The following is a 21,124-nucleotide window of genomic DNA, read 5'->3' as shown; positions in this document are numbered from 1 at the left end:
TGCGAGAGGCAAGATAAAATAATTTGTCTGCGTTATAACAGCCTTATTGATTTAAAGTGGATAATGAAACGAATCATACTATCATCTTACGGATTCAGGCAGGACCACAACTCTTAATTCTGAACCAAATGCAATTTGTCGGACACGGAATTGGTAGCTCATGCCATCAAGAGTGAAGGCTTTATTTTCGATTGTTGCGATTAATAGCTTATCTGAACGTGATACAAGCTCTACTTCCTCTCCGATGACGTGGTTGATTTCTTCGCGAATCAAAGCCCGCAGCTGATCCTGCATTAATAAATCGATACGCATCGATTCCGGGTCTTCTATCTCAATGTCGATTCTTGAGATGGTGAGCGGCTGTTTGGTCTGCTCGCTTAAATCTTCTTTATCCTTCAGCAGGGTCTGATTTGTTTGCTCCAGCTCGGTTACCTCATTCGACAGCTCCATATTCTCTTTTAACATTTCTTCATACATGGTTCCGTACATATAGGTGAAGACCATATAGGAAATAATGCTGCCGAAAAAGAAACCGACAAAAATGAGCTGCCAGCTTGTTTTTTTATGATAATGCGGGATGTGCATCAGGGAGCATCTCCTTGTGAAAACCATTGAATAATAATCAGGCCAACCTTTACTCCGCCCATTGCAGATAGAATCAACAGGATCTGTTTTACTAAATCCATTGGAGTTCCGTCGAATAACCCTCTTTCAAAGTTGGCGATTGCGTCAAAGGTGCCTCCGATTGCAGCGACAATCCCCCATATTCTTAAGCGTTCTGCGATTCGATTCATAGAGGTCAGGGCAGCATCTCCGGTGGCGAAATCACCTATGCTTCCTATAATCGATCCTCCGATGATGACTCCTAACGCAATAAAAAAACAATGAATAAATGCTGCAAAAAATCTTTCCTCCATACTGTGACACTCCTCGCATGATAGCTTGTCTGCTAATTGGCAATCCTTATAATTGGAGGTTGCTATATTCTAGCTTATGAATGAAACAGACAAGTTATGAAAACTAAAACGATAGGCACATATGTACTATCTTGTTATAATAGATATAGAAATGCGTGTTCAAGAAGCAGGAAGACATTCGATTTCTCATTTTAAGGAGTTTTTTGAACATCCTCTAGAAAGAAGGCAGGGTAGAATGACGTACACACATATATCGGTGAAAAGCGGCTATAGTTTAATGGAGAGCACCATTTCTATACCAAAGCTTGTTCAAAAAGCAAAATATTTACAGTATCAAAGCCTCTGTTTAACAGATGAAGCTGTTCTTTATGGTGCTGTTTCATTCTATAAAGCTTGTATGGATCAGGGGATTAAGCCGATTATTGGCATGCGGATTTCTGTTCAGATGGATGATAATGAACAGGAGATTCCATGTATCGTTCTCGCTAAAAATAAAACAGGCTACCAGCAGCTTCTACAGTTAAGCACCTATCTGCAAACAAATCAGCTTGATAAGCTGCCGGTTGAACAGCTTGGGGAATATACAGACGGTGTCATCGGTGTACTCTCTGGAAAGGCATTCCTGAGGGCTGGCAATGATTCCTCCGAAACAGAAAGCCAACTACTCTTTCAACAGCTTAAAAAGGCAGAAGCTTATTTTGAAGAAGGTGACTTTTATGTCGGCATCGATTCAGCTTCACATCAGCTGCAAATATGGAAAAAGGCGGACTTTGCTTATGTGGCGATGCAGAATGTAGTGTATTTAGACGAACAGGATGTATTGGCTTATGATTGCCTGCAATCGATGCGGTTCGGGGAGAAATGGGCTCCAAAACGAAAGGAACAGCTGCCTGAAGGTCATCATTTTACTTCTCCGGAGGAAATGAAGCAATTATTTCATACTTGGCCGGAGCTGCTGGATAAGACTGAAGAAATCGCAGGAAAATGTACTGCCTATTTACATTTTGATGAGCAGCATCTGCCTTCCTTCCCCACGCCGGATCAGGTAACCGCAGATACCTATTTGCGGGAGCGCTGTGAAGAGGGTTTGCAGGAGCGGTACCCGGTCGTTACAGAAGCTCATCGAAAACGGATGGAATATGAGCTGAATACGATTATCAATATGAACTACAGCGATTATTTTTTAATTGTTGCCGATTTTATTCAATTTGCGAAAGATAAACATATCATGGTCGGACCGGGAAGGGGATCATCAGCTGGTTCCATTGTTGCTTATATTTTAGGAATCACAGAAGTTGATCCATTAAAATATAATCTTCTGTTCGAACGTTTTTTAAATCCGGAACGGCTGACCATGCCGGATATTGATGTAGACTTTTCTGATATCCGCCGTGATGAAGTAATTGATTATGTAAGAGATAAATATGGCAGGGAGCATGTTGCACAGATTATTACTTTTGGCACCTTTGCGACACGCTCGATTCTCCGAGAACTGATGAAAACAATGGATGTCCATGATCAGGATGTTGCTTATATTTTGCGGGAAATGAAGCGGGCATCATCCAAAAGTATTCAACGGCTACTGCAGGATTCAACGGAATTAGCATCCTATGTAAAGGCCTCTGAAAAATTAAAGGTTTTATTTACCATCGCGATTAAATTAGAAGGCTTGCCAAGAAACGTGTCTACTCATGCTGCGGGCGTTGTGATTAGTGAGCAGCCTTTAATGAGAGATGTTCCGTTGACAAGCAGCACAGGGGAAACGTACTTGACACAATATGCAATGAACGAATTGGAAGCCGCAGGTCTGTTGAAAATGGACTTCCTGGGGCTCCGAAACCTTTCGTTAATAGAAAGAGTCATGAAAGGTGTGGCATATACCCAAAACAAAGGAGAAATATTGACCCATATTCCAGAACAGGATGAAAAAACGTTTGCCATGCTGCGACAAGGGGAAACCAGCGGTGTTTTTCAGTTAGAATCAACAGGAATGCAGCGTGTTCTAAAAGAGCTGCAACCATCCTCGTTTGAAGATATTGTAGCGGTTAATGCGCTTTATCGTCCAGGTCCGATGGATTTTATCCCTGTGTATATCCGGCGTAAATTTAAGCAAGAAGCTGTAACCTATCCGCATCCAGATTTAGAACCGATTTTAAAATCAACCTATGGTGTTCTGATTTATCAGGAGCAGATCATGCAGATTGCGCACCGTATTGCCGGTTTCAGTCTTGGTGAAGCGGATATTTTAAGAAGAGCGGTAAGTAAGAAGAAAGACAATATGATGCAGCAGCAGGAGGCAGCCTTTATCAAAGGGTGCTTAAAGAATGGCTACTCTCAGGCTGTGGCTGCGGAAATTTTCAGCTGGATTGTCCGCTTTTCCAACTATGGATTTCCAAGAAGCCATGCTGTCGCCTATAGTAAAATATCCTATCAGCTCAGTTATCTGAAAGCACATTATCCAGAAGTATTTTTTTCATGCCTGCTAACGGATGCTAAAAATCAGCCCGAAAAGCTGTCTATGTACCAGGAGTCGTTAAAAGAGCTTGCAATTAAGATACTTCCGCCACATATTAATAGAAGCTATCAGCAATTTACAGTGGAGAAAAACATGATACGTACCGGGTTAGCTGCTATTAAGTCTATCAGTTATCAAGCGTTGGTTCATATTTTAGAAATCCGAAAAGAGGCTTCTTTCACCAGCTTTTTTGATTTTTGTATGCGAATCGATATAAAAAAAGTAAATCGGGCCGCTATTAAAAACCTGATTTTAGCTGGTGCATTTGATACGTTTCATCCCAATAGGGCAAGCTTGATTGAAACGATTAATCCAGCGCTGGAACAAAAGGAATTGTTTCAGGGGATGTATGAAGATGCCTCCTTATTTCAGGATGCGTTGGAATATACAGAAGCGGAAGACTACTCCAAAATACAAAAGCTCACTTTTGAGAAAGAATTGATGGGTATCTATATCTCAAATCACCCATTTGAAAGTTATCGGAATGTATTAAGAGCGAATGGAATACTTTCTTTTAAACAGGCAGAGGAGTTCATCGGGAAGAGAAAAGAAATCTATACCGTCGGAGTAGTAGAAGAGATAAAGATTATACGCACAAAAAACAGAGAAAGAATGGCATTTTTAACAGTGTCGGACGAAGATAAAAAGATGGATGCTGTTCTTTTTCCGGATTTATTTCGGCAAATTTCGAATCAGCTGGAAGAGGAACAGCTGGTTTGGATGCGTGTTACGGTCGAAGAGAGAAACCAGAAGCGTCAGTTTATTTTAAAGGAAATAGCAGCACTGGATTTGTCTGAAGTGGATATACCAGAAACGAATAAATTATTTATACGAATGACAAACCAAGATAAAAGCAGTGTTTTGAAATATTTGCAGCAAATAGCTGAACAGCATCCGGGGAAGACGCCGGTAATCGTATATGATCCTGTAAACAGAGAAACCTACCAGCTTGCAAACAGCTATTCTCTTCAAGTGACAGAGAAAGAAATGAGACAGCTGAAAAATTATTTTGGAAATGATAATGTGGTTGAGCGCTGATTTTATACGCTATTAGAAAACACCCGAAATATATTTTGAAAATAGAGGAGAAGCCAAATTTTTTACCAGAAACCGGCTTCTTCTTTATTATATATTTTGAAGAGGGGAAGGCAGCAATTTTTCATGTATTTCGAGTGATAATGGCACAATATAAAAAACTGAAATTTTACGACAGCAGCTACTTTACACAAGCATACCATCTGTTATAATAAAGGGGATAAAAATGGCTTGGCCTAATATGTAAGCGCAATAATTATACATATTACTTACTGTATTCAAAGGAGCGGAATTCAATGGCAAACCTACGAGACGAAGCATTACATTTACACGAACAAAAGCAAGGGAAGCTGGAAGTGAAGACAAAGGTGCCGGTGAGGAATAAAGAAGATCTAAGCTTAGCTTATTCTCCTGGTGTAGCAGAGCCTTGTAAAGAAATCTATGAACGAAAAGAAACCGTCTATGATTATACGATGAAAGGAAATATGGTTGCGGTAGTAAGCGACGGTTCTGCCGTTTTAGGACTTGGTAACATTGGTGCAGAAGCTTCTTTACCTGTGATGGAAGGAAAAGCGGTATTATTCAAAGGATTTGCAGGCGTGGATGCTTTTCCAATCTGCTTGGATACACAAGATGTCGATAAAATTGTAGAGACTGTTAAATTGATGGAGCCGACCTTTGGCGGGGTGAATTTGGAAGATATTGCAGCACCTAACTGCTTTATTATAGAAGAGCGGTTAAAAAGCGAAACCAATATTCCCATTTTTCATGATGACCAGCATGGCACGGCAATTGTCACAGTGGCAGGCCTGATGAATGCTTTAAAACTGGTAAATAAAGATTTCTCTAATATCAAAGTCGTAGCAAATGGAGCCGGCGCAGCTGGAATCGCAATTATCCGCCTCTTAAAGAGCCTGGGAGTTCATGACATGATTATGTGTGATTCTCGCGGTGCAATTTATGAAGGACGTCCTAAAGGGATGAACAACGTAAAAGAAATGGTCGCAAAATATACCAATGCGCAGAAGATAGAAGGAAGTCTGGAAGATGTATTAGAAGGTGCAGATGTATTTATCGGTGTTTCAGTAGGTGGCGCTTTAACAAAAGAAATGGTTGAAAAAATGAATGATGATGCAATTATTTTTGCAATGGCGAACCCGGATCCAGAAATCCTGCCTGAGGATGCAAAAGCAGCTGGAGCAAAAGTAATCGGCACCGGCCGCTCCGACTTTGCGAACCAAGTCAATAATGTGCTTGCTTTTCCAGGGATATTCCGGGGAGCTTTGGATGTCAGAGCAACGCGTATTAATGAAGAAATGAAGATAGCTGCTGCAGAGGGGATTGCATCTTTAATAGAAGACAGAGAGTTGAATGAAGACTATGTAATTCCTTCTCCTTTTGACGGACGAGTTGCACCGCTTGTAGCTAAGCACGTAGCGGAAGCAGCAATGAAATCCGGAGTTGCCCGCATTCACGTAGATCCGGAAGAAGTGGCAGAGAAGACAAGACGTCTGACAAAGGAAATCAATAAATAATTTGACATTGTAATTATCCCCTGAGACATTTTAATTTTTATTCAAAGTGTTTTAGGGGTATTTTATGTAAAAAAATAAAAACTTAAAATGAGATATTAGTTATCCTGTCTAATTTAAAATATTTTTTAATCTGTTTGTTGAATCATTTGGAAGAAGGCTTGATATAAGGTTATCAGAAAGCTTTTATATCCGTTTATTTGATATATAATGATACATTTATAATGACAATCTGATTGCGCGACTTGCAAACAGGTGGTAATCTATTTGTTGGGTTTCTATTTGATTTCTGTAGAAGAACAAGTAAGTACGTGTTCAAAAGTTGCCAAAGATTTATAATGGGACGAGTGTTTACAAATATTTTCAATGAGGTGACCGCACAAAAAAAGCGAACTTTTTCACCTGCGTTTATGGGATTGCGATTACTTGCCCCGCTATAACTCGTCCGCAGCGGTCGCATTAACCTGAAAAATATACCAGCTTTATTTTTATCATCCATTTTAAAACGCACTACTATAACTTGGGAAAATAGTTTACAATGGTAAGATAGGAAAAACGTTCTTACCTGAAAGCTCTATTTGAATGCTGGTTAATAGATGCAATTTATTTATTATATATTTTATACACAGTTAACCTGGCAGCAGAAAAAGGGGGGATAAACTTGCCACTTAAAGATTTTTTCGGCAAGCGTAAGAAGTATGCATCAATCCCGAGCGAGAAAGCAAAAGTAGATGTTCCAGAGGGGTTAATGCAGAAGTGTGATAATTGTAAGCAAATCTATTATCGAAAAGAGATAGTTAAGTCTTTATATGTTTGTCCAAACTGCGGATATCACCATCCGATGACAGCATGGACAAGAATTGAGAGTTTATTTGACGAAGGAACATTTACAGAATGGGATGCGGGCCTGACCTCTGCTAACCCGCTTGATTTTCCTGATTATGAGACGAAGATCAAGAAGGACCGTCAAAAAACAGGTCTGAACGAAGGAATTGTTACTGGTACAGGTGCGATTGAAGGAAATCAGGTTGCATTTGCTGTCATGGATTCCAATTTTCGTATGGGAAGTATGGGCTCTGCCATCGGTGAAAAAATAGCGAGAGCGATTGAAAATGCCAGAGAAGAGTCGATTCCTTTCATTATATTTACAGCATCTGGCGGAGCTCGTATGCAAGAAGGGCTTTTAAGCTTAATGCAGATGGCAAAAACATCCTTTGCTGTGAAACGATTTAGAGACAGCGGCAATTTAATGATTTCCGTGATGACTCATCCGACTACTGGCGGTGTATCTGCAAGCTTTGCATCTATTGGAGATTATAATTTTGCAGAACCGGGAGCGCTTATTGGTTTTGCCGGGCGGAGAATTATTGAACAGACAATCCGGGAAAAGCTTCCAAATGATTTTCAAACAGCTGAATTTCAATTAGAGCATGGCCAAGTAGACAAGGTTATTCACCGTCATGATATGAAAACAACGCTTGGAAAGCTTCTTTGTATGCACACGGATGGGAGGTAATCAAAAATGCCAATATTAGAATTTGAAAAGCCGATTGTGAATTTGAAAGAAAAGATCAAAGAACTGAAATCTTTTACAGAGAATAGTGATATTGATTTAAGAGACGAAATCAATAATCTGGAGGAACGTTTAGCAAAGCTGGAAGAGGATATTTATGGCAACCTGAAACCCTGGAATCGTGTGCAGATGGCCAGACATCCTGAACGGCCGACCACGCTGGACTATGTCGATAGATTATTTGAAGATTTTATTGAATTTCATGGAGACCGCTTATTTGGCGAGGATGAAGCAATCGTTTCCGGAATTGCTTATTATAAAAAGCAGCCGGTGACAGTGATTGGACACCAGCGGGGGAAAGATACGAAAGAAAATATTAAACGTAATTTTGGCATGCCGCATCCGGAAGGTTACAGAAAAGCCTTACGCCATATGAAGCAGGCCGAAAAATTTAACCGCCCAATTATTACGTTTATCGATACCAAAGGGGCATACCCTGGGAAAGCTGCAGAAGAAAGAGGGCAAAGTGAAGCTATCGCCAAAAATCTAATGGAGATGGCCGGTTTAACGGTTCCCATTGTATGTATTGTGATAGGAGAAGGCGGCAGCGGGGGCGCCCTGGGAATCGGTGTTGGAAATCATGTTCATATGCTGGAGAATGCTACATATTCTGTTATTTCTCCGGAAGGTGCAGCTTCGATTCTTTGGAAAGATGCAGGAGAAGCACAGCGTGCCGCTGAAACGATGCAGATTACAGCTCCAGATTTAAAAAAATTAGGTGTTATTGATGAAATGATTCCTGAACCAAAAGGCGGCGCACATCGAGATATTGATACACAAGCCGGTCTTATTGATCAAGTGCTAGAAAAATCACTGAACGAGCTGAAAGCATTGTCACCAGAGGATATAGTTGAAGAAAGATGGCAAAAATATAAAAAGATAGGTTCATTTCAAACGATATAATTGTTTATAAAGGCTGAGAATGAATGTCAGCCTTTATTTTAGTTTGGATTATAATGAAAGAATCATGTAAAATAGAGAATGTAGTGGACGAAAGATAAGAAACCAAGCCTTTAATGATTTTGGTTTATCATTGCAGTCTCAGATGATTTTCTTTATCTTTTATTTATGTAGGGATATGTTCAGGTGTTTTAAAAATGTAATAGAGGGAATTGGACAAACTAGTACAACAGAGCGGAGTTGGCTTGTTGTTTGAGAAACGGGCTGTATGTTAGAAGTCAGCACTTGGATATATTTAAAATAAGTTGGACATTGCAATATTTTAACTATAAGGTGGGAAAATAAATGAAAAAAATTGGTGTTTTGACTAGTGGTGGAGATGCCCCCGGCATGAATGCTGCAATCAGAGCAGTTGTAAGAAAAGCAATCTATCATGACATGGAAGTGTTTGGAGTCAAAAATGGTTATCAGGGATTAATGGATGGTAATTTTGAAAAAATGCATCTTGGTTCTGTAGGTGATATTATTCATCGCGGCGGGACGATTTTATTTTCAGCTAGAAGTGAAGAATTTAAAACTGATGAAGGTCAGCAAAAAGCAGTCGAACAACTGAAGGAAGCCGGAATTGAAGGGCTAATCGTAATTGGCGGTGACGGCAGTTTTAAAGGAGCACAAAAACTGACGGCAAAGGGAATTCCTTGTATCGGTGTGCCGGGGACGATTGATAATGATATTGCAGGAACGGATTTCACAATTGGTTTTGATACATCTCTTAATACGATTATAGACGCTGTGGATAAGGTTCGTGATACGGCTACTTCCCATGAGCGTACATACGTCATAGAAGTAATGGGCCGCAATGCAGGAGATTTAGCATTATGGGCTGGCTTATCCGTTGGAGCTGAAAGTATCCTCATCCCCGAACAAAACGATGAATTCTCTCAAATCGTTGACCGGTTAAACCGCGGACATAAACGTGGGAAAAAGCACAGTATTATCCTGCTCGCAGAAGGCGTCGGCAATGGGTTTGACGTAGGGAAACAAATTGAAGAGGCTACTGACTTGGAAACAAGGGTAACTGTATTAGGACATATTCAAAGAGGTGGTTCTCCAACTGGCCAAGACAGGGTATTAGCAAGCCGTCTGGGTGCTGCAGCTGTAGAATTGCTCTTAAATAATAAAGGCGGTCGTATGGTCGGGATTCAAAACAACAAAATTGTCGATAATGATATTGATGACATTTTAAAATTGAAGCATCATATTGATAATGAAATGTTCCAGTTATCTAAAGAATTGTCTATTTAATGAAAGATTGGTATTGAATTGAAGGAGGAAATAATAATGAGAAATACAAAAATTGTTTGTACGATAGGGCCGGCATCAGAATCGGTTGAAAAATTGGAGCAGTTAATCGATGCAGGAATGAATGTAGCCAGATTAAACTTCTCCCATGGAGACTTTGACGAGCATGGAGCACGAATCAAAAATATTCGTGAAGCAGCTGCCCGAAAAAATAAAACGGTAGCGATTCTTCTGGATACAAAAGGTCCTGAAATTCGCACAGGTAATTTTAAAGAAGGAAGAGCAGATATTGTTCAAGGGAATGAAGTAATTGTTTCCATGAATGATGTAGAAGGTACTGCTGAGCGATTCTCCATTACATATGGTGGATTGATTAATGATGTTCATCCAGGATCTAAAATCCTTCTGGATGATGGTTTGATTGAATTAGAAGTAAAAGAAATCAAGCAAGAAAGCGGAGAAATTGTAACGGTAGCGTTGAACTCTGGAGAAATCAAAAACAAAAAAGGAGTTAACGTTCCAAACGTATCTGTTAATCTTCCAGGAATTACAGAAAAGGATACCAATGATATCATTTTTGGAGTGGGGCAAGGTGTAGACTTTATTGCAGCATCCTTTGTACGCCGTCCTTCAGATGTATTGGAAATCAAAGAAGTACTGGAGCAGCATCAGGCAGAGCATATTAAAATTATCCCTAAAATTGAAAACCAGGAAGGCGTAGACAATATTAACAGCATCCTGGAAGTAAGTGACGGTTTAATGGTTGCCCGTGGAGACTTAGGTGTCGAAATACCTGCAGAAGATGTACCTCTAGTTCAGAAAAAGCTTATTACGCAATGTAATACAGCTGGAAAACCAGTTATTACAGCGACACAAATGTTAGATTCCATGCAGCGTAATCCTCGTCCGACCCGTGCAGAGGCTTCTGACGTTGCAAATGCTATTTTTGATGGTACAGACGCTATCATGCTTTCTGGTGAAACAGCAGCTGGTAATTATCCGGTGGAATCTGTTCAAACCATGAGTAATATTGCATTAAAAGCAGAATCTGCATTAAATCATAAAGTAATTTTAGAAGAACGTTCTAAAAATGTAGATATGGAAATCAGAGAAGCGATTACGCAATCTGTTTCACATACGGCATATAACTTAGGTATTGGTACAATCATTACACCGACAGAAAGCGGATCGACAGCCCGCATGGTTTCCAAATATCGTCCGAAAGCAACGATTATTGCTGTAACCGTGGATGAAGTCGTAAATCGTCAGCTTTCTCTTGTGTGGGGTGTTCATGCAGTAATGGGAACTCCGACAAAATCTACAGATGAAATGCTGGAAGTGTCTGTCAAACAGGGGCTTGAAGCGGGCGTATGCAAACGCGGAGAAACTGTCCTTGTTGTTGCAGGGGTACCGGCTGGAGAAAAAGGTACAACAAATCTGATGAAAGTTCATGTCATTGGAGATGTAGTTGCAAAAGGACAAGGTATCGGAAGAAGTAAAGCATACGGACATGTGGTCTTTGCTAAAAACAATGAAGAAGCATTGACCCGTATGAATGAGGGAGATATCCTTGTAACACATGCTACGGAAAAAGAAATGATGCCGGCAATTGAAAAAGCTGCTGCCGTTATTACAGAAGAAGGCGGTTTGACTTCGCATGCTGCCGTAGTTGGTGTCAGCCTTGGAATCCCTGTTATTGTAGGTGTAGAGAATGTCTTTGATTTATTGGAAGACGGTCAGGACATTACAGTAGACAGCAGCCGCGGACAAGTTTACGCAGGTCACGCAGGTGTATTATAATAGGTAAGCAAGCAAACAGAACCTCCGATTGTATTCGGAGGTTCTGTTTATACATTCCAAAAGTATAGCTGCACGATAGAAAGGATGTTAACAATGAGAAATAAATACCTTCTTCTGGCATTTATTATTATACCGGCAATCGAAATTGGAGTATTTCTATGGCTAAGCCAGCTTATAGGTGTGCTATGGGTAGTCGGATTAATTATTACAACAGCTATATTAGGGATTTTTCTGGCCAGATATCAGGGAATGGAAGTATTCAGACGTGCGCAGCTGCAATTACAAAGAGGGGCCCCTCCGACAGAAGAACTTCTTGATGGTCTGGCAACCATGCTTGGAGCATTCCTTTTGATTATTCCGGGCTTTGTTTTAGATATTGCAGGATTATTATTATTAATACCCTGGACAAGAAATCAATTTAAAAATCAGCTTAAGAAAATCGCTATGCAGTTAATGGGGAGAAATACAATTATTTATCGTCGCTGGTAGAGAGAGTTCAAAAGGGGTCCAAACGATAAGCGCTTTTCTCTTTTTGCTTCTAATTCAGCCCCTTTTTGAACACAGCTTAGCAGGAATCACCCTTTAATATAAAGGAATAATTGCTGAAACACCCCAGATTTTTTGATGGCGAGCATCACAACTAAACTGACCGGGGCAAAGATTAATCCCAGAACACCAAACCATTGGACGCCTAAAAACATCCCGATCAGCATCATTAAAGGCGAGATACCAATGGAAGTTGCCACGATTTTAGGCTCTATAAACTGTCTGATAATAATAATCAGGCCGTACAGCACAGATAAACCAATCGTTAAGGAATAATTAAAGGTTAAAAAGCTAAACAGAATCCAAGGTATTATAATAATGCCGATTCCTAAATAAGGAATAAAGTCTGCGATTGCAGCAAACAATACAATGGTAAATGCATGCTCCACCCGAAGGATGAGCAGACCAGTCCACAAAATAACCGCAGAAATACAAACCAGTATTAACTGTGCTTTAAAGTAACCAATCACAGCTTCTTTTAAATGAGAGACTATTTTTTGATAAAGCGTGTACCAATTAGAAGGCATCATGTCATGGATGCGGATTTGAATATTTTGGAAGTCGTAGCTGATCATAAAAGTAGCCAGTACAATAAAAATAAGAACAGTAAAAGAATTTGGCAGTATAATTAAAAAATTTGCTGTCTGCTGCATCAGTATTTGAAAGAAATGAGTAAAAGCAGACGTCATCGAATCTGTAAAGGAATGAATATATTCATAGACTTCCAAACGATAATCGACATGCAGTGTCGTCAGCAGAGAAAGCAATTTATCGTATAATGGCAGGATGTGCATATCTAATAACTGCTGAAACTGTTCCATTATATGACGGAAATAAGCAGGAAGCCTGTCCGATAAATAGCTGATACCTTGATAAACTTCGCTTATTAAAAAGTATAGAGCAATCGTAAATAAACTGAGAAAAAGACTGAATGTGCTGATTAGAGCAAGTAGCCTCGGCATTTTAAGTGTGTTTACAAACCATCTGATCAGCGGCTGGAAGAGTAAAGAAAGCAGGAATGCTATCAGAATAGGATAGATATAAGGAAATAATATATAGAATAGGAAAAGACTGCTGCATAAAGTGCTGATAACAATAAAAGAACGGATAAGTTGTCCAAGGATTTTTGATTGCATCATATTTCCTCCAGAAAAAAAGACCTAATTTAATCTATGATTGGAAGCGGCAAAGTAGAAGTAATAAGGTCTTTGCATCATGGGTAAGTAGTAAAACGCCAGCAGGAAATGGAGGAATCTAACAGTTATTTAACATAATTTAAACGGTTTCAATTCACATTCTGCTTTTTATCATTTATAATGAAAGATGGGCAGATAATAAATATTGCTATAATCAAACTGAAGGGTACAAATGGAAAGGTAAAGTATTTCTATGTTTGTTTAAAAGTAGAATAATAAATTCATTGATACGTAATGGTCAAAAGACTCTGGTTCCACGTTTACATTGTCCGCGAAGCGCACGTTCCATCACCTGAATGATACGAAGTGAATGTATAGTAATTGCTCAATTTTATTCCTACATAGATTTAAACAATCAAAAAAGTTTGTCACCCTTGTATTATTTTATTTGAAATGAATATCTAATACTTTGATTAACTGGAAAGGGAGAGGTAATATGTCAACATCAAAAAAAGGATTAGAAAATATTGTCGCAACACAATCAGCAATTAGTTCGATCATAGATGATCAATTATCCTATGTGGGTTATAAAATTGATGATTTAGCTGAAAATTCCAGCTTCGAAGAAATTATTTATTTACTTTGGAATCAAAAGCTGCCGACTCAATCAGAATTAAATGCGTTAAAGGCTGATTTAGCAAAGAATATGAATATTTCAGATGCTATTGTCAATCATTTGCGTTCCTATGATTTGAACAGTGTGCATCCAATGGCAGCTCTTCGGACAGCGGTTTCATTATTGGGGATTTACGATGAAGAGGCTGATGTCATGGACGAAGAAGCAAATAAAAGAAAAGCTGTTCGTATCCAGGCAAAAATTGCTGCTGTTGTAGCTGCATTTGCAAGGATTCGTGACGGAAAAGACCCTGTTCAGCCAAAAGAAAACTTAAGTTATTCTGCCAATTTCTTATATATGCTGAACGGAAAAGAGCCGGAAGATATTGAAGTAGAAGCAATCAATAAAGCACTCGTGCTCCATGCTGATCATGAATTAAATGCATCTACGTTTACAGCACGGGTTTGTGTAGCAACCCTTTCAGATATTTACTCTGGACTTGTAGCAGCGATTGGAGCGCTAAAAGGACCATTGCATGGCGGTGCAAATGAAAATGTAATGAAGATGCTTCTGGAAATCGGCGAAGAAGAAAATGCTATCCCTTATATTAAAGAGAAGCTGGAAAACAAAGAAAAAATTATGGGCATGGGCCACCGTGTGTATCGTGATGGAGACCCGAGAGCTAAATTCTTGAGAGACATGTCCAAACAGCTTACCAAACTGACAGGACAGGAAAAATGGTATAATATGTCCATTGCTATTGAAGATTATGTGAAAGAGCATAAAGGACTTCCTGCAAATGTCGATTTTTACAGTGCATCGGTTTATCACAGCCTGGGAATTGAAGAGGATTTATTCACACCAATTTTCGCAGTAAGCAGAACTTCCGGCTGGATAGCGCATATTTTAGAACAATATGCAGACAATCGGTTAATTCGTCCGCGTGCCGAATATAATGGACCGGATTTACAAGAATATGTATCTATTGAACAAAGAGGATAATATCGTTAAAATGTAGTAGAATAGATTAGGAATCATTAATAGGAGGTTTTATCTATGACACAAGGTGAAAAAATTGTAGTAGAAAATGGCGAAATGAACGTACCAAACAAACCAATTATTCCATTTATTGAAGGGGACGGAACTGGTCCAGACATTTGGGCTGCTGCTCGCCGAGTAATCGAAGCGTCTGTTGAAAAAGCTTATAATGGAGAAAAAGGAATTGATTGGTTAGAAGTATATGCCGGCCAAAAAGCATTTGATAAAACAGGTGAATGGCTGCCGCAGGATACGTTAGATAAAATCAATGAATATAAAATTGCAATCAAAGGACCTTTAACTACACCAATCGGCGGCGGGATTCGCTCCCTTAACGTTGCTTTGCGTCAGGAATTAGATTTATTTACCTGCCTGCGTCCAGTACGTTATTTTGAAGGCGTTCCATCTCCAGTAAAACGTCCGGAAGATGTAGACATGGTTATTTTCCGTGAAAATACAGAAGATATTTATGCTGGTATTGAGTGGCAGGAAGGCACTGACGATGTGAAGAAAGTGCTTGACTTCCTGAAAAATGAAATGGACGTAAAAAATGTACGTTTCCCTGAAACTTCAGGTATCGGTGTGAAACCAGTATCGGAAGAAGGAACAAAACGTATTGTCCGTGCGGCAATTAACTATGCATTAACCGAAGGACGCAAAAATGTTACTTTAGTACATAAAGGTAACATTATGAAATTTACTGAAGGAGCTTTCAAAAACTGGGGTTATGAAGTTGCTGAACAGGAATTCGGTGATAAAGTGTTCACTTGGGCTGAATATGACCGCATTGTAGAAGCAGAGGGCAAAGAAGCAGCAAATAAAGCAGAAGAAGATGCATTAGCTGCCGGTAAACTTCTAGTAAAAGATTCGATTGCAGATATCTTCTTACAACAAATCCTTACTCGTCCAAAAGAGTTTGATGTTGTTGCAACAATGAACTTAAACGGTGACTACATTTCTGATGCACTTGCTGCACAGGTAGGCGGTATCGGGATTGCACCAGGAGCAAACATCAACTATGATACTGGACATGCTATTTTTGAAGCAACGCATGGTACTGCACCAAAATACGCAGGACTAGATAAAGTAAATCCATCTTCTGTTATTTTATCTGCTGTATTAATGCTTGAGCATTTAGAGTGGAGAGAAGCAGCTGATTTGATTACAAAATCAATGGATAAAACAATTGGTTCTAAAGTTGTAACTTATGACTTTGCACGTTTAATGGATGGCGCAACTGAAGTGAAATGCTCTGAGTTTGCTGATGAACTGATCAAGAACATGGAAGCATAAGCACCAAAATAAAAAAGTGTAAATATAGGAAGGTCAGTATAACTGACCTGACCTAAACAAAAGAAAATGTTTGTGGTGACGAGAGGTATCGGTGCTGCAAGCATTTTCTTTAAATGTATGTTATTTAAAAACGACTAGGGGAGGTATGTAAAATGAGTTCTGCACGAAAAAAAATTTCCGTTATCGGTTCTGGCTTTACAGGAGCGACCACGGCATTAATGGTTGCACAAAAGGAATTAGGGGATGTTGTTCTTGTTGATATTCCTGATATGGAGAATCCGACAAAGGGAAAAGCGCTGGATATGGCAGAAGCAGCACCGGTTCAAGGTTTTGATGCGAAAGTGACGGGCACGTCTGATTATGCGGAAACAAAGGATTCTGACTTAGTTATCATCACTGCAGGAATTGCACGGAAACCGGGAATGTCCAGAGATGATCTGGTCAATACAAATGCCAAAATAATGAATACGATTACAAAGGAAATTGTTAGGTATTCAGCCGATGCAACGATTATTGTGCTGACCAATCCGGTAGATGCGATGACTTACAGTGTGTATAAAGCTTCCGGGCTTCCAAAAGAACGTGTTATCGGACAATCCGGGGTGTTGGACACAGCCCGTTTTAGAGCCTTTGTAGCGGAAGAATTGAATATTTCCGTGAAAGATATTACCGGTTTTGTTTTAGGCGGACACGGTGATGACATGGTCCCGCTTATCCGTTATTCTTACGCAGGCGGCATCCCGCTTGAAAAGCTGATTTCGAAAGAACGGTTACAAGAGATTGTACAAAGAACCCGGACTGGCGGCGGTGAAATTGTAAATCTGTTAGGAAATGGAAGTGCTTACTATGCGCCGGCTGCTTCTTTAACCGTAATGGCAGAAGCAATACTAAAGGATCAGCGCCGGATATTACCATCCATTGCTTATTTAGAAGGGGAATACGGCTATGATGGTATTTACTTAGGTGTACCGACTGTTCTTGGCGGCAAAGGGATTGAAGAAGTGATTGAGCTGGATTTAACAGAGGAAGAGAAGCAGCAATTAGATAAATCTGCAAAATCTGTAAAGAAAGTAATTGACATTCTGGAATGAATTTTAATAAAAGCGCAATGGTTTAAAAATAGACCATTGCGCTTTTATTAATGACTCAACTTTTGCACATTAAAAAGTAGCTTCATTTCCATAGAAATAGGAGTTGATCGTTCCTTCGAAAATACCCTTGACAAAGAATAGAAGGTGAAGTGTAAAGCACCATCACCAATTCCAAAAAGGCCGGATATGTAACCAGCAAGCATGCTAATGGAGAACATGTTCATCTTGGAATAGCAAGATATATTTGCTTATTCTTAGGTGCGAAAGTTGAGTTAATGAATAAGAATGTTTTAAAGAATAGCTGAAAACAGCCGCTCTAGCAAGAACACCAAGTTTTAGAGACAAAGTGATCATCTTGGTTTTTATTATGAGTAAAAATACATTTTCGATTGGTTATTATTTTGTACCCGCTGCCTTCATTATTGCATAGGCTACTATACATAATGAAGGAGAGGATCTGAATGAAATGAGTTTAACTATCCCGCATTTATTGTATGGATTTTTTACTTTGCTTATTTTAATAACAATGATTTTCCGGAGAGGCATTGTTCTTCCAAGCCTACTAGGAACATTTGTTATTGCCTGCTTTTATAAAGGAAGTATAGTCAGCGGATTTATGGCTATTTTTAACGCTAATTTAGTCGCAGCACGTGAGCTTTTTAGTATCTTTTTGATTATTACTTTTATGCTTGCGCTATTAAATGCCTTAAAAGATTTGAAAGCGGATGTACTGATGATTCAGCCAATTCAGAAGGTCATGGTCAATGGACATTTATCTTATTTTGTTTTAATCGCTGTGACGTATGTGGTTTCTTTATTTTTCTGGCCGACACCAGCTGTCCCGCTTATTTGTGCTTTACTTGTCCCTGCAGCGATACGTTCTGGGCTACCGGCGATTACAGCGGCAGTTGCGATTACAATAGCAGGCCAGGGGATGGCTTTATCCTCTGACTATATTGTTCAGGTTGCACCAGCTCTTTCTGCAGCTGCAGCGGGTGTAGAAACTTCAGCAGTTGCTGATCGGGCACTGGTTTTATCTATTATTACCGGTGTGATTGCTTCTGTATTAGCTTATTTATTTTACAGAAATTCGATTCGTTCAAAAGTAGACCCTAGAAATCAGACAGAAGCAGAACAAATTCAAGATTATGATTCCTCCGGCCATAAGGCAGCTTCGAAGCATTTGAACAAGTGGAGTCGCGCGTTTGCCTGGCTGGTGCCAATTGTTTTATTATCCGTCGTCGGATATATGCTGTACAGTAAATTTTTTGGATCCAGTGATTTGGTCGGTGGAGAAGGAGCTGCCTTCGTTGGCGGAGTGGCAGTGATTCTATTATTATTGGCTACGGCTGTATTTGGAAAGCAAAATGCGTTAGATTATGTGGGGAATCATATCACCAATGGATTTGTATTTGCCTTTAAGGCAATGGGACCAGTTATCCCGATTGCAGGATTTTTCTTCTTAGGAAATGCGGAATTTTCACGGGAAATATTACTTGTAGAAGAAGCGCCATCCTTTTTATTCGATATCATTTCATCCATCCAGGCCTTTCTTCCGGAAAGCACGGTGTTTGTTGCTTTTAGCTTATTAATTGTAGGGATTATCACAGGACTGGACGGATCTGGCTTTTCCGGCTTGCCATTAACGGGAGCATTAGCTGCATCCTTAGAATCTGCTTCCATCGATGCAAGTACATTAGCAGCAATAGGCCAGCTTGGAGCAATTTGGACTGGCGGAGGAGCATTAATTGCATGGTCCTCCCTAATTGCTGTTGCAGGATTTTGTGGTGTTTCAGCAATGGAACTAGTCAGGAAAAACTTTTTTCCGGTCATACTGGGACTATTTATAGCGACGCTTGCTGCGTTAATCATATTTTAATGGAAGAGAAAATATAATTGTATGGGTTAGGGTTGTTCATTCTGGCTCATACAATTTTTTAGCTGTTTTCCAATGGTATTATTTGAAAATTTTTAAATATAATGTGAATATATGTTTGAATATGTTAAACTGTTAAAAAATCCATAAAGGAGGTTTTTAATAAAAAATAATTTAAGCGCTTACAAAAAATAAAAGGAGGGGAAGTTTTACATGAATGCAATTTTAATAGCTTTCATAGGGATTGTTGTATTTATTTTAGGCTATCGGTATTATTCCAAGTTTGTTGCAGAGAAAATATTTCGATTAGACCCGAATTATGTTACTCCGGCACACCGTTTCAAGGATGGTGTGGACTATGTCCCAACCAATAAATTTGTTTTGTGGGGGCATCATTTTACATCTGTAGCAGGTGCTGCTCCTATCTTGGGACCGGCAATTGCTATTTATTGGGGCTGGCTTCCGGCTTTTTTGTGGGTTGTTTTAGGAACCATTTTTGCAGCTGGTGTCCATGATTTTGGCACATTGGCATTATCTGTCCGAAATAAAGGGTATTCTATTGGAACAATTGCAGATCGCTTGGTCGGGAGAAGGGCAAAGCTATTATTTTTATTCATTATTCTTATTCTCGTATTGATGGTAAATGCGGTGTTTGCATGGGTTATTTCCAATTTATTTATTAGTTATCCTGCAAGTGTATTTCCTGTTTTTATACAAATTCCGTTAGCTATTTGGATTGGTTATGCAGCATATAAACGGAATATAAAAATGCTTCTTCCCTCTGTTATTGCATTAGTTATCATGTATGCAGCGGCTATTATGGCAAGCAGGGTCGGCTTCCTTCAAATTGATTTAGTCAGGTATATGGGAGGAGAGAATGGCACTGGTTTGTTCGGACTGGGTACTGTTTCAACGGCGTTCCTGATATGGATTGTTATTTTGATGGTATATGTATATATTGCGTCTACACTCCCGGTATGGAAATTGCTGCAACCGAGAGATTTTATTAATTCGCATCAATTAGTTGTCGGACTGGCTATTCTTTACTTGGGATTGCTTTTCACGTCTCCAAGTATGACAGCTCCTGTAGTAAATGAAAGTCCGGATAGAAGCTTTCTGCCGCTGCTATTTATCACAATTGCCTGCGGTGCGATTTCCGGCTTTCATGGACTAGTATCCTCAGGGACATCTTCTAAACAGCTGGATAAAGAAACCGATGCGCGTTTTGTAGGTTACTTTGGAGCAGTAGGAGAAGGCATTCTGGCCCTGGTTTCCATCATTGCGGTAGGGACATTCTTTGCAAATACCGATGCGTTTTCACAAGCCTATACTTCTTTTAATGAAGCGAATGCCATTGGTCTTGGAACGTTTATCGAAGGAGCGGCAACATTAGCGCAGGGGCTGGGAATTCCAACAGATATAGCGACGACAATCGTATCGATTATCGTTGTCAGCTTTGCTGCGACGACATTAGATACCTCGGTACGCTTGATGCGGTACATTATTGCAGAATTAGGGATTGAATATAAAATCCAGCCATTAACGAAAACACATGTAGCGACAACGGTTGCTGTGCTTTCCAGTGCGGCACTTGTGTTAATTCCTGAAGGTCCAAATGGTTTCGGGTCAGGCGGCTACCTCATCTGGCCACTATTTGGCACTGCCAATCAATTACTGGCTGCCATTAGTTTATTCTTAATTGCTATTTGGCTAAAACGAAAAGGAAGTAATTATATGGTTGCGCTCATCCCGATGATATTCCTGATCTTTATGACTTTGTTTGCGATGTTCCAGCAGGTGGTCTTTGAATGGTCGTGGATGGGAACAGGTTCCAATATGCTATTGTTTGTTCTGGGCTCTATTATCTTTGTATTTGCGATTTGGATAGCTCTGACCTCCTTTTCAGAACTGATGAAAAAAGTAGAAGATCCGTTAAATAAAGATTGATTTTGCT

At 39.6% G+C, this 21,124-nt stretch carries 15 protein-coding genes; 12 read left to right on the top strand and 3 right to left on the bottom strand.

From position 1 onward, the window contains the following. Nucleotides 1-81 precede the first annotated feature (81 nt). Together ytrI and BN997_RS21335 are read right to left on the bottom strand one after the other, a co-directional pair. On the bottom strand, nt 82-585 hold the full coding sequence (gene ytrI, locus BN997_RS21340) for a sporulation membrane protein YtrI (RefSeq protein ID WP_042535356.1): 504 nt from the start codon (nt 583-585) through the stop codon (nt 82-84). Further along, on the bottom strand, nt 585-917 hold the full coding sequence (locus BN997_RS21335) for a sporulation membrane protein YtrH (RefSeq protein ID WP_042535354.1): 333 nt from the start codon (nt 915-917) through the stop codon (nt 585-587). The genes ytrI and BN997_RS21335 overlap by 1 nt, the downstream gene beginning before the upstream one ends. Nucleotides 918-1,152: 235 nt before the next feature. Here BN997_RS21335 and dnaE point away from each other — a divergent pair, with 235 nt between their 5' ends. From dnaE to BN997_RS21300, 7 genes are all read left to right on the top strand, one after another. Further along, the gene (gene dnaE / locus BN997_RS21330) at nt 1,153-4,470 is read left to right on the top strand and encodes a DNA polymerase III subunit alpha (RefSeq protein WP_042535352.1); all 3,318 of its coding nucleotides are present in this window, start codon (nt 1,153-1,155) and stop codon (nt 4,468-4,470) included. A 293-nt stretch (nt 4,471-4,763) separates the two neighbouring features. Beyond that, nucleotides 4,764-6,002 (top strand): NADP-dependent malic enzyme, encoded by a 1,239-nt coding sequence (locus BN997_RS21325; RefSeq protein WP_042535350.1) that lies wholly within the window; start codon nt 4,764-4,766, stop codon nt 6,000-6,002. Nucleotides 6,003-6,660: 658 nt separating this feature from the next. Next, complete coding sequence (accD, locus tag BN997_RS21320) at nt 6,661-7,515, top strand: acetyl-CoA carboxylase, carboxyltransferase subunit beta (RefSeq protein WP_042535348.1); 855 nt, start codon at nt 6,661-6,663, stop codon at nt 7,513-7,515. Between the two features lie 6 nt (nt 7,516-7,521). Beyond that, the gene (accA, locus tag BN997_RS21315; RefSeq protein WP_042535346.1) at nt 7,522-8,475 is read left to right on the top strand and encodes an acetyl-CoA carboxylase carboxyl transferase subunit alpha; all 954 of its coding nucleotides are present in this window, start codon (nt 7,522-7,524) and stop codon (nt 8,473-8,475) included. Between the two features lie 342 nt (nt 8,476-8,817). Then, nucleotides 8,818-9,777 carry a 6-phosphofructokinase gene (gene pfkA, locus BN997_RS21310; protein WP_042535344.1) on the top strand — a complete coding sequence of 320 codons (960 nt, stop codon included), beginning with the start codon at nt 8,818-8,820 and terminating at the stop codon, nt 9,775-9,777. A 36-nt stretch (nt 9,778-9,813) separates the two neighbouring features. Next, nucleotides 9,814-11,574 carry a pyruvate kinase gene (gene pyk / locus BN997_RS21305; RefSeq protein ID WP_042535343.1) on the top strand — a complete coding sequence of 587 codons (1,761 nt, stop codon included), beginning with the start codon at nt 9,814-9,816 and terminating at the stop codon, nt 11,572-11,574. A 93-nt stretch (nt 11,575-11,667) separates the two neighbouring features. Next, a complete protein-coding gene (locus BN997_RS21300) occupies nt 11,668-12,063 on the top strand; it encodes an FxsA family protein (protein WP_042535342.1) in 396 nt (131 codons plus the stop codon). An 86-nt stretch (nt 12,064-12,149) separates the two neighbouring features. Here the strand turns inward: BN997_RS21300 and ytvI are convergent, their stop codons facing one another. Next, the gene (gene ytvI, locus BN997_RS21295; RefSeq protein ID WP_042535341.1) at nt 12,150-13,256 is read right to left on the bottom strand and encodes a sporulation integral membrane protein YtvI; all 1,107 of its coding nucleotides are present in this window, start codon (nt 13,254-13,256) and stop codon (nt 12,150-12,152) included. 496 nt (nt 13,257-13,752) lie between these two features. On the opposite strand from ytvI, the gene citZ reads away from it, so the two are divergent. The 5 genes from citZ (at nt 13,753) to BN997_RS21270 (ending at nt 21,117) form a co-directional block, all read left to right on the top strand. Next, nucleotides 13,753-14,874: a citrate synthase gene (gene citZ, locus BN997_RS21290; protein ID WP_042535340.1), complete on the top strand. Its 1,122-nt coding sequence runs from the start codon at nt 13,753-13,755 to the stop codon at nt 14,872-14,874. 54 nt (nt 14,875-14,928) lie between these two features. Beyond that, nucleotides 14,929-16,203, top strand: a complete 1,275-nt coding sequence (gene icd / locus BN997_RS21285) for an NADP-dependent isocitrate dehydrogenase (protein WP_042535339.1) — start codon at nt 14,929-14,931, stop codon at nt 16,201-16,203. A 152-nt stretch (nt 16,204-16,355) separates the two neighbouring features. Then, a complete protein-coding gene (gene mdh, locus BN997_RS21280) occupies nt 16,356-17,294 on the top strand; it encodes a malate dehydrogenase (protein WP_042535336.1) in 939 nt (312 codons plus the stop codon). A 466-nt stretch (nt 17,295-17,760) separates the two neighbouring features. Continuing rightward, nucleotides 17,761-19,173, top strand: a complete 1,413-nt coding sequence (locus BN997_RS21275; RefSeq protein ID WP_042535334.1) for a hypothetical protein — start codon at nt 17,761-17,763, stop codon at nt 19,171-19,173. Nucleotides 19,174-19,383: 210 nt separating this feature from the next. After that, nucleotides 19,384-21,117, top strand: a complete 1,734-nt coding sequence (locus tag BN997_RS21270) for a carbon starvation CstA family protein (protein ID WP_042535333.1) — start codon at nt 19,384-19,386, stop codon at nt 21,115-21,117. Nucleotides 21,118-21,124 lie beyond the last annotated feature (7 nt).

The organism is Oceanobacillus oncorhynchi (assembly GCF_000821065.1).
Taxonomy (GTDB): Bacteria; Bacillota; Bacilli; order Bacillales; family Amphibacillaceae; genus Oceanobacillus; species Oceanobacillus oncorhynchi.
This window is presented reverse-complemented; position numbering and strand designations above follow the sequence as displayed.

What these genes read in the sequence shown, in the direction of transcription:
- BN997_RS21325 (WP_042535350.1), top strand. Translation starts at nt 4,764, where the DNA reads ATGGCAAACCTACGAGACGAAGCATTACATTTACACGAACAAAAGCAA.
- BN997_RS21300 (WP_042535342.1), top strand. Translation starts at nt 11,668, where the DNA reads ATGAGAAATAAATACCTTCTTCTGGCATTTATTATTATACCGGCAATC.
- BN997_RS21270 (WP_042535333.1), top strand. Translation starts at nt 19,384, where the DNA reads ATGAATGCAATTTTAATAGCTTTCATAGGGATTGTTGTATTTATTTTA.
- BN997_RS21275 (WP_042535334.1), top strand. Translation starts at nt 17,761, where the DNA reads ATGAGTTTAACTATCCCGCATTTATTGTATGGATTTTTTACTTTGCTT.
- icd (WP_042535339.1), top strand. Translation starts at nt 14,929, where the DNA reads ATGACACAAGGTGAAAAAATTGTAGTAGAAAATGGCGAAATGAACGTA.
- pfkA (WP_042535344.1), top strand. Translation starts at nt 8,818, where the DNA reads ATGAAAAAAATTGGTGTTTTGACTAGTGGTGGAGATGCCCCCGGCATG.
- mdh (WP_042535336.1), top strand. Translation starts at nt 16,356, where the DNA reads ATGAGTTCTGCACGAAAAAAAATTTCCGTTATCGGTTCTGGCTTTACA.
- citZ (WP_042535340.1), top strand. Translation starts at nt 13,753, where the DNA reads ATGTCAACATCAAAAAAAGGATTAGAAAATATTGTCGCAACACAATCA.
- accA (WP_042535346.1), top strand. Translation starts at nt 7,522, where the DNA reads ATGCCAATATTAGAATTTGAAAAGCCGATTGTGAATTTGAAAGAAAAG.
- ytvI (WP_042535341.1), bottom strand. Translation starts at nt 13,256, where the DNA reads ATGCAATCAAAAATCCTTGGACAACTTATCCGTTCTTTTATTGTTATC.
- ytrI (WP_042535356.1), bottom strand. Translation starts at nt 585, where the DNA reads ATGCACATCCCGCATTATCATAAAAAAACAAGCTGGCAGCTCATTTTT.
- BN997_RS21335 (WP_042535354.1), bottom strand. Translation starts at nt 917, where the DNA reads ATGGAGGAAAGATTTTTTGCAGCATTTATTCATTGTTTTTTTATTGCG.
- pyk (WP_042535343.1), top strand. Translation starts at nt 9,814, where the DNA reads ATGAGAAATACAAAAATTGTTTGTACGATAGGGCCGGCATCAGAATCG.
- dnaE (WP_042535352.1), top strand. Translation starts at nt 1,153, where the DNA reads ATGACGTACACACATATATCGGTGAAAAGCGGCTATAGTTTAATGGAG.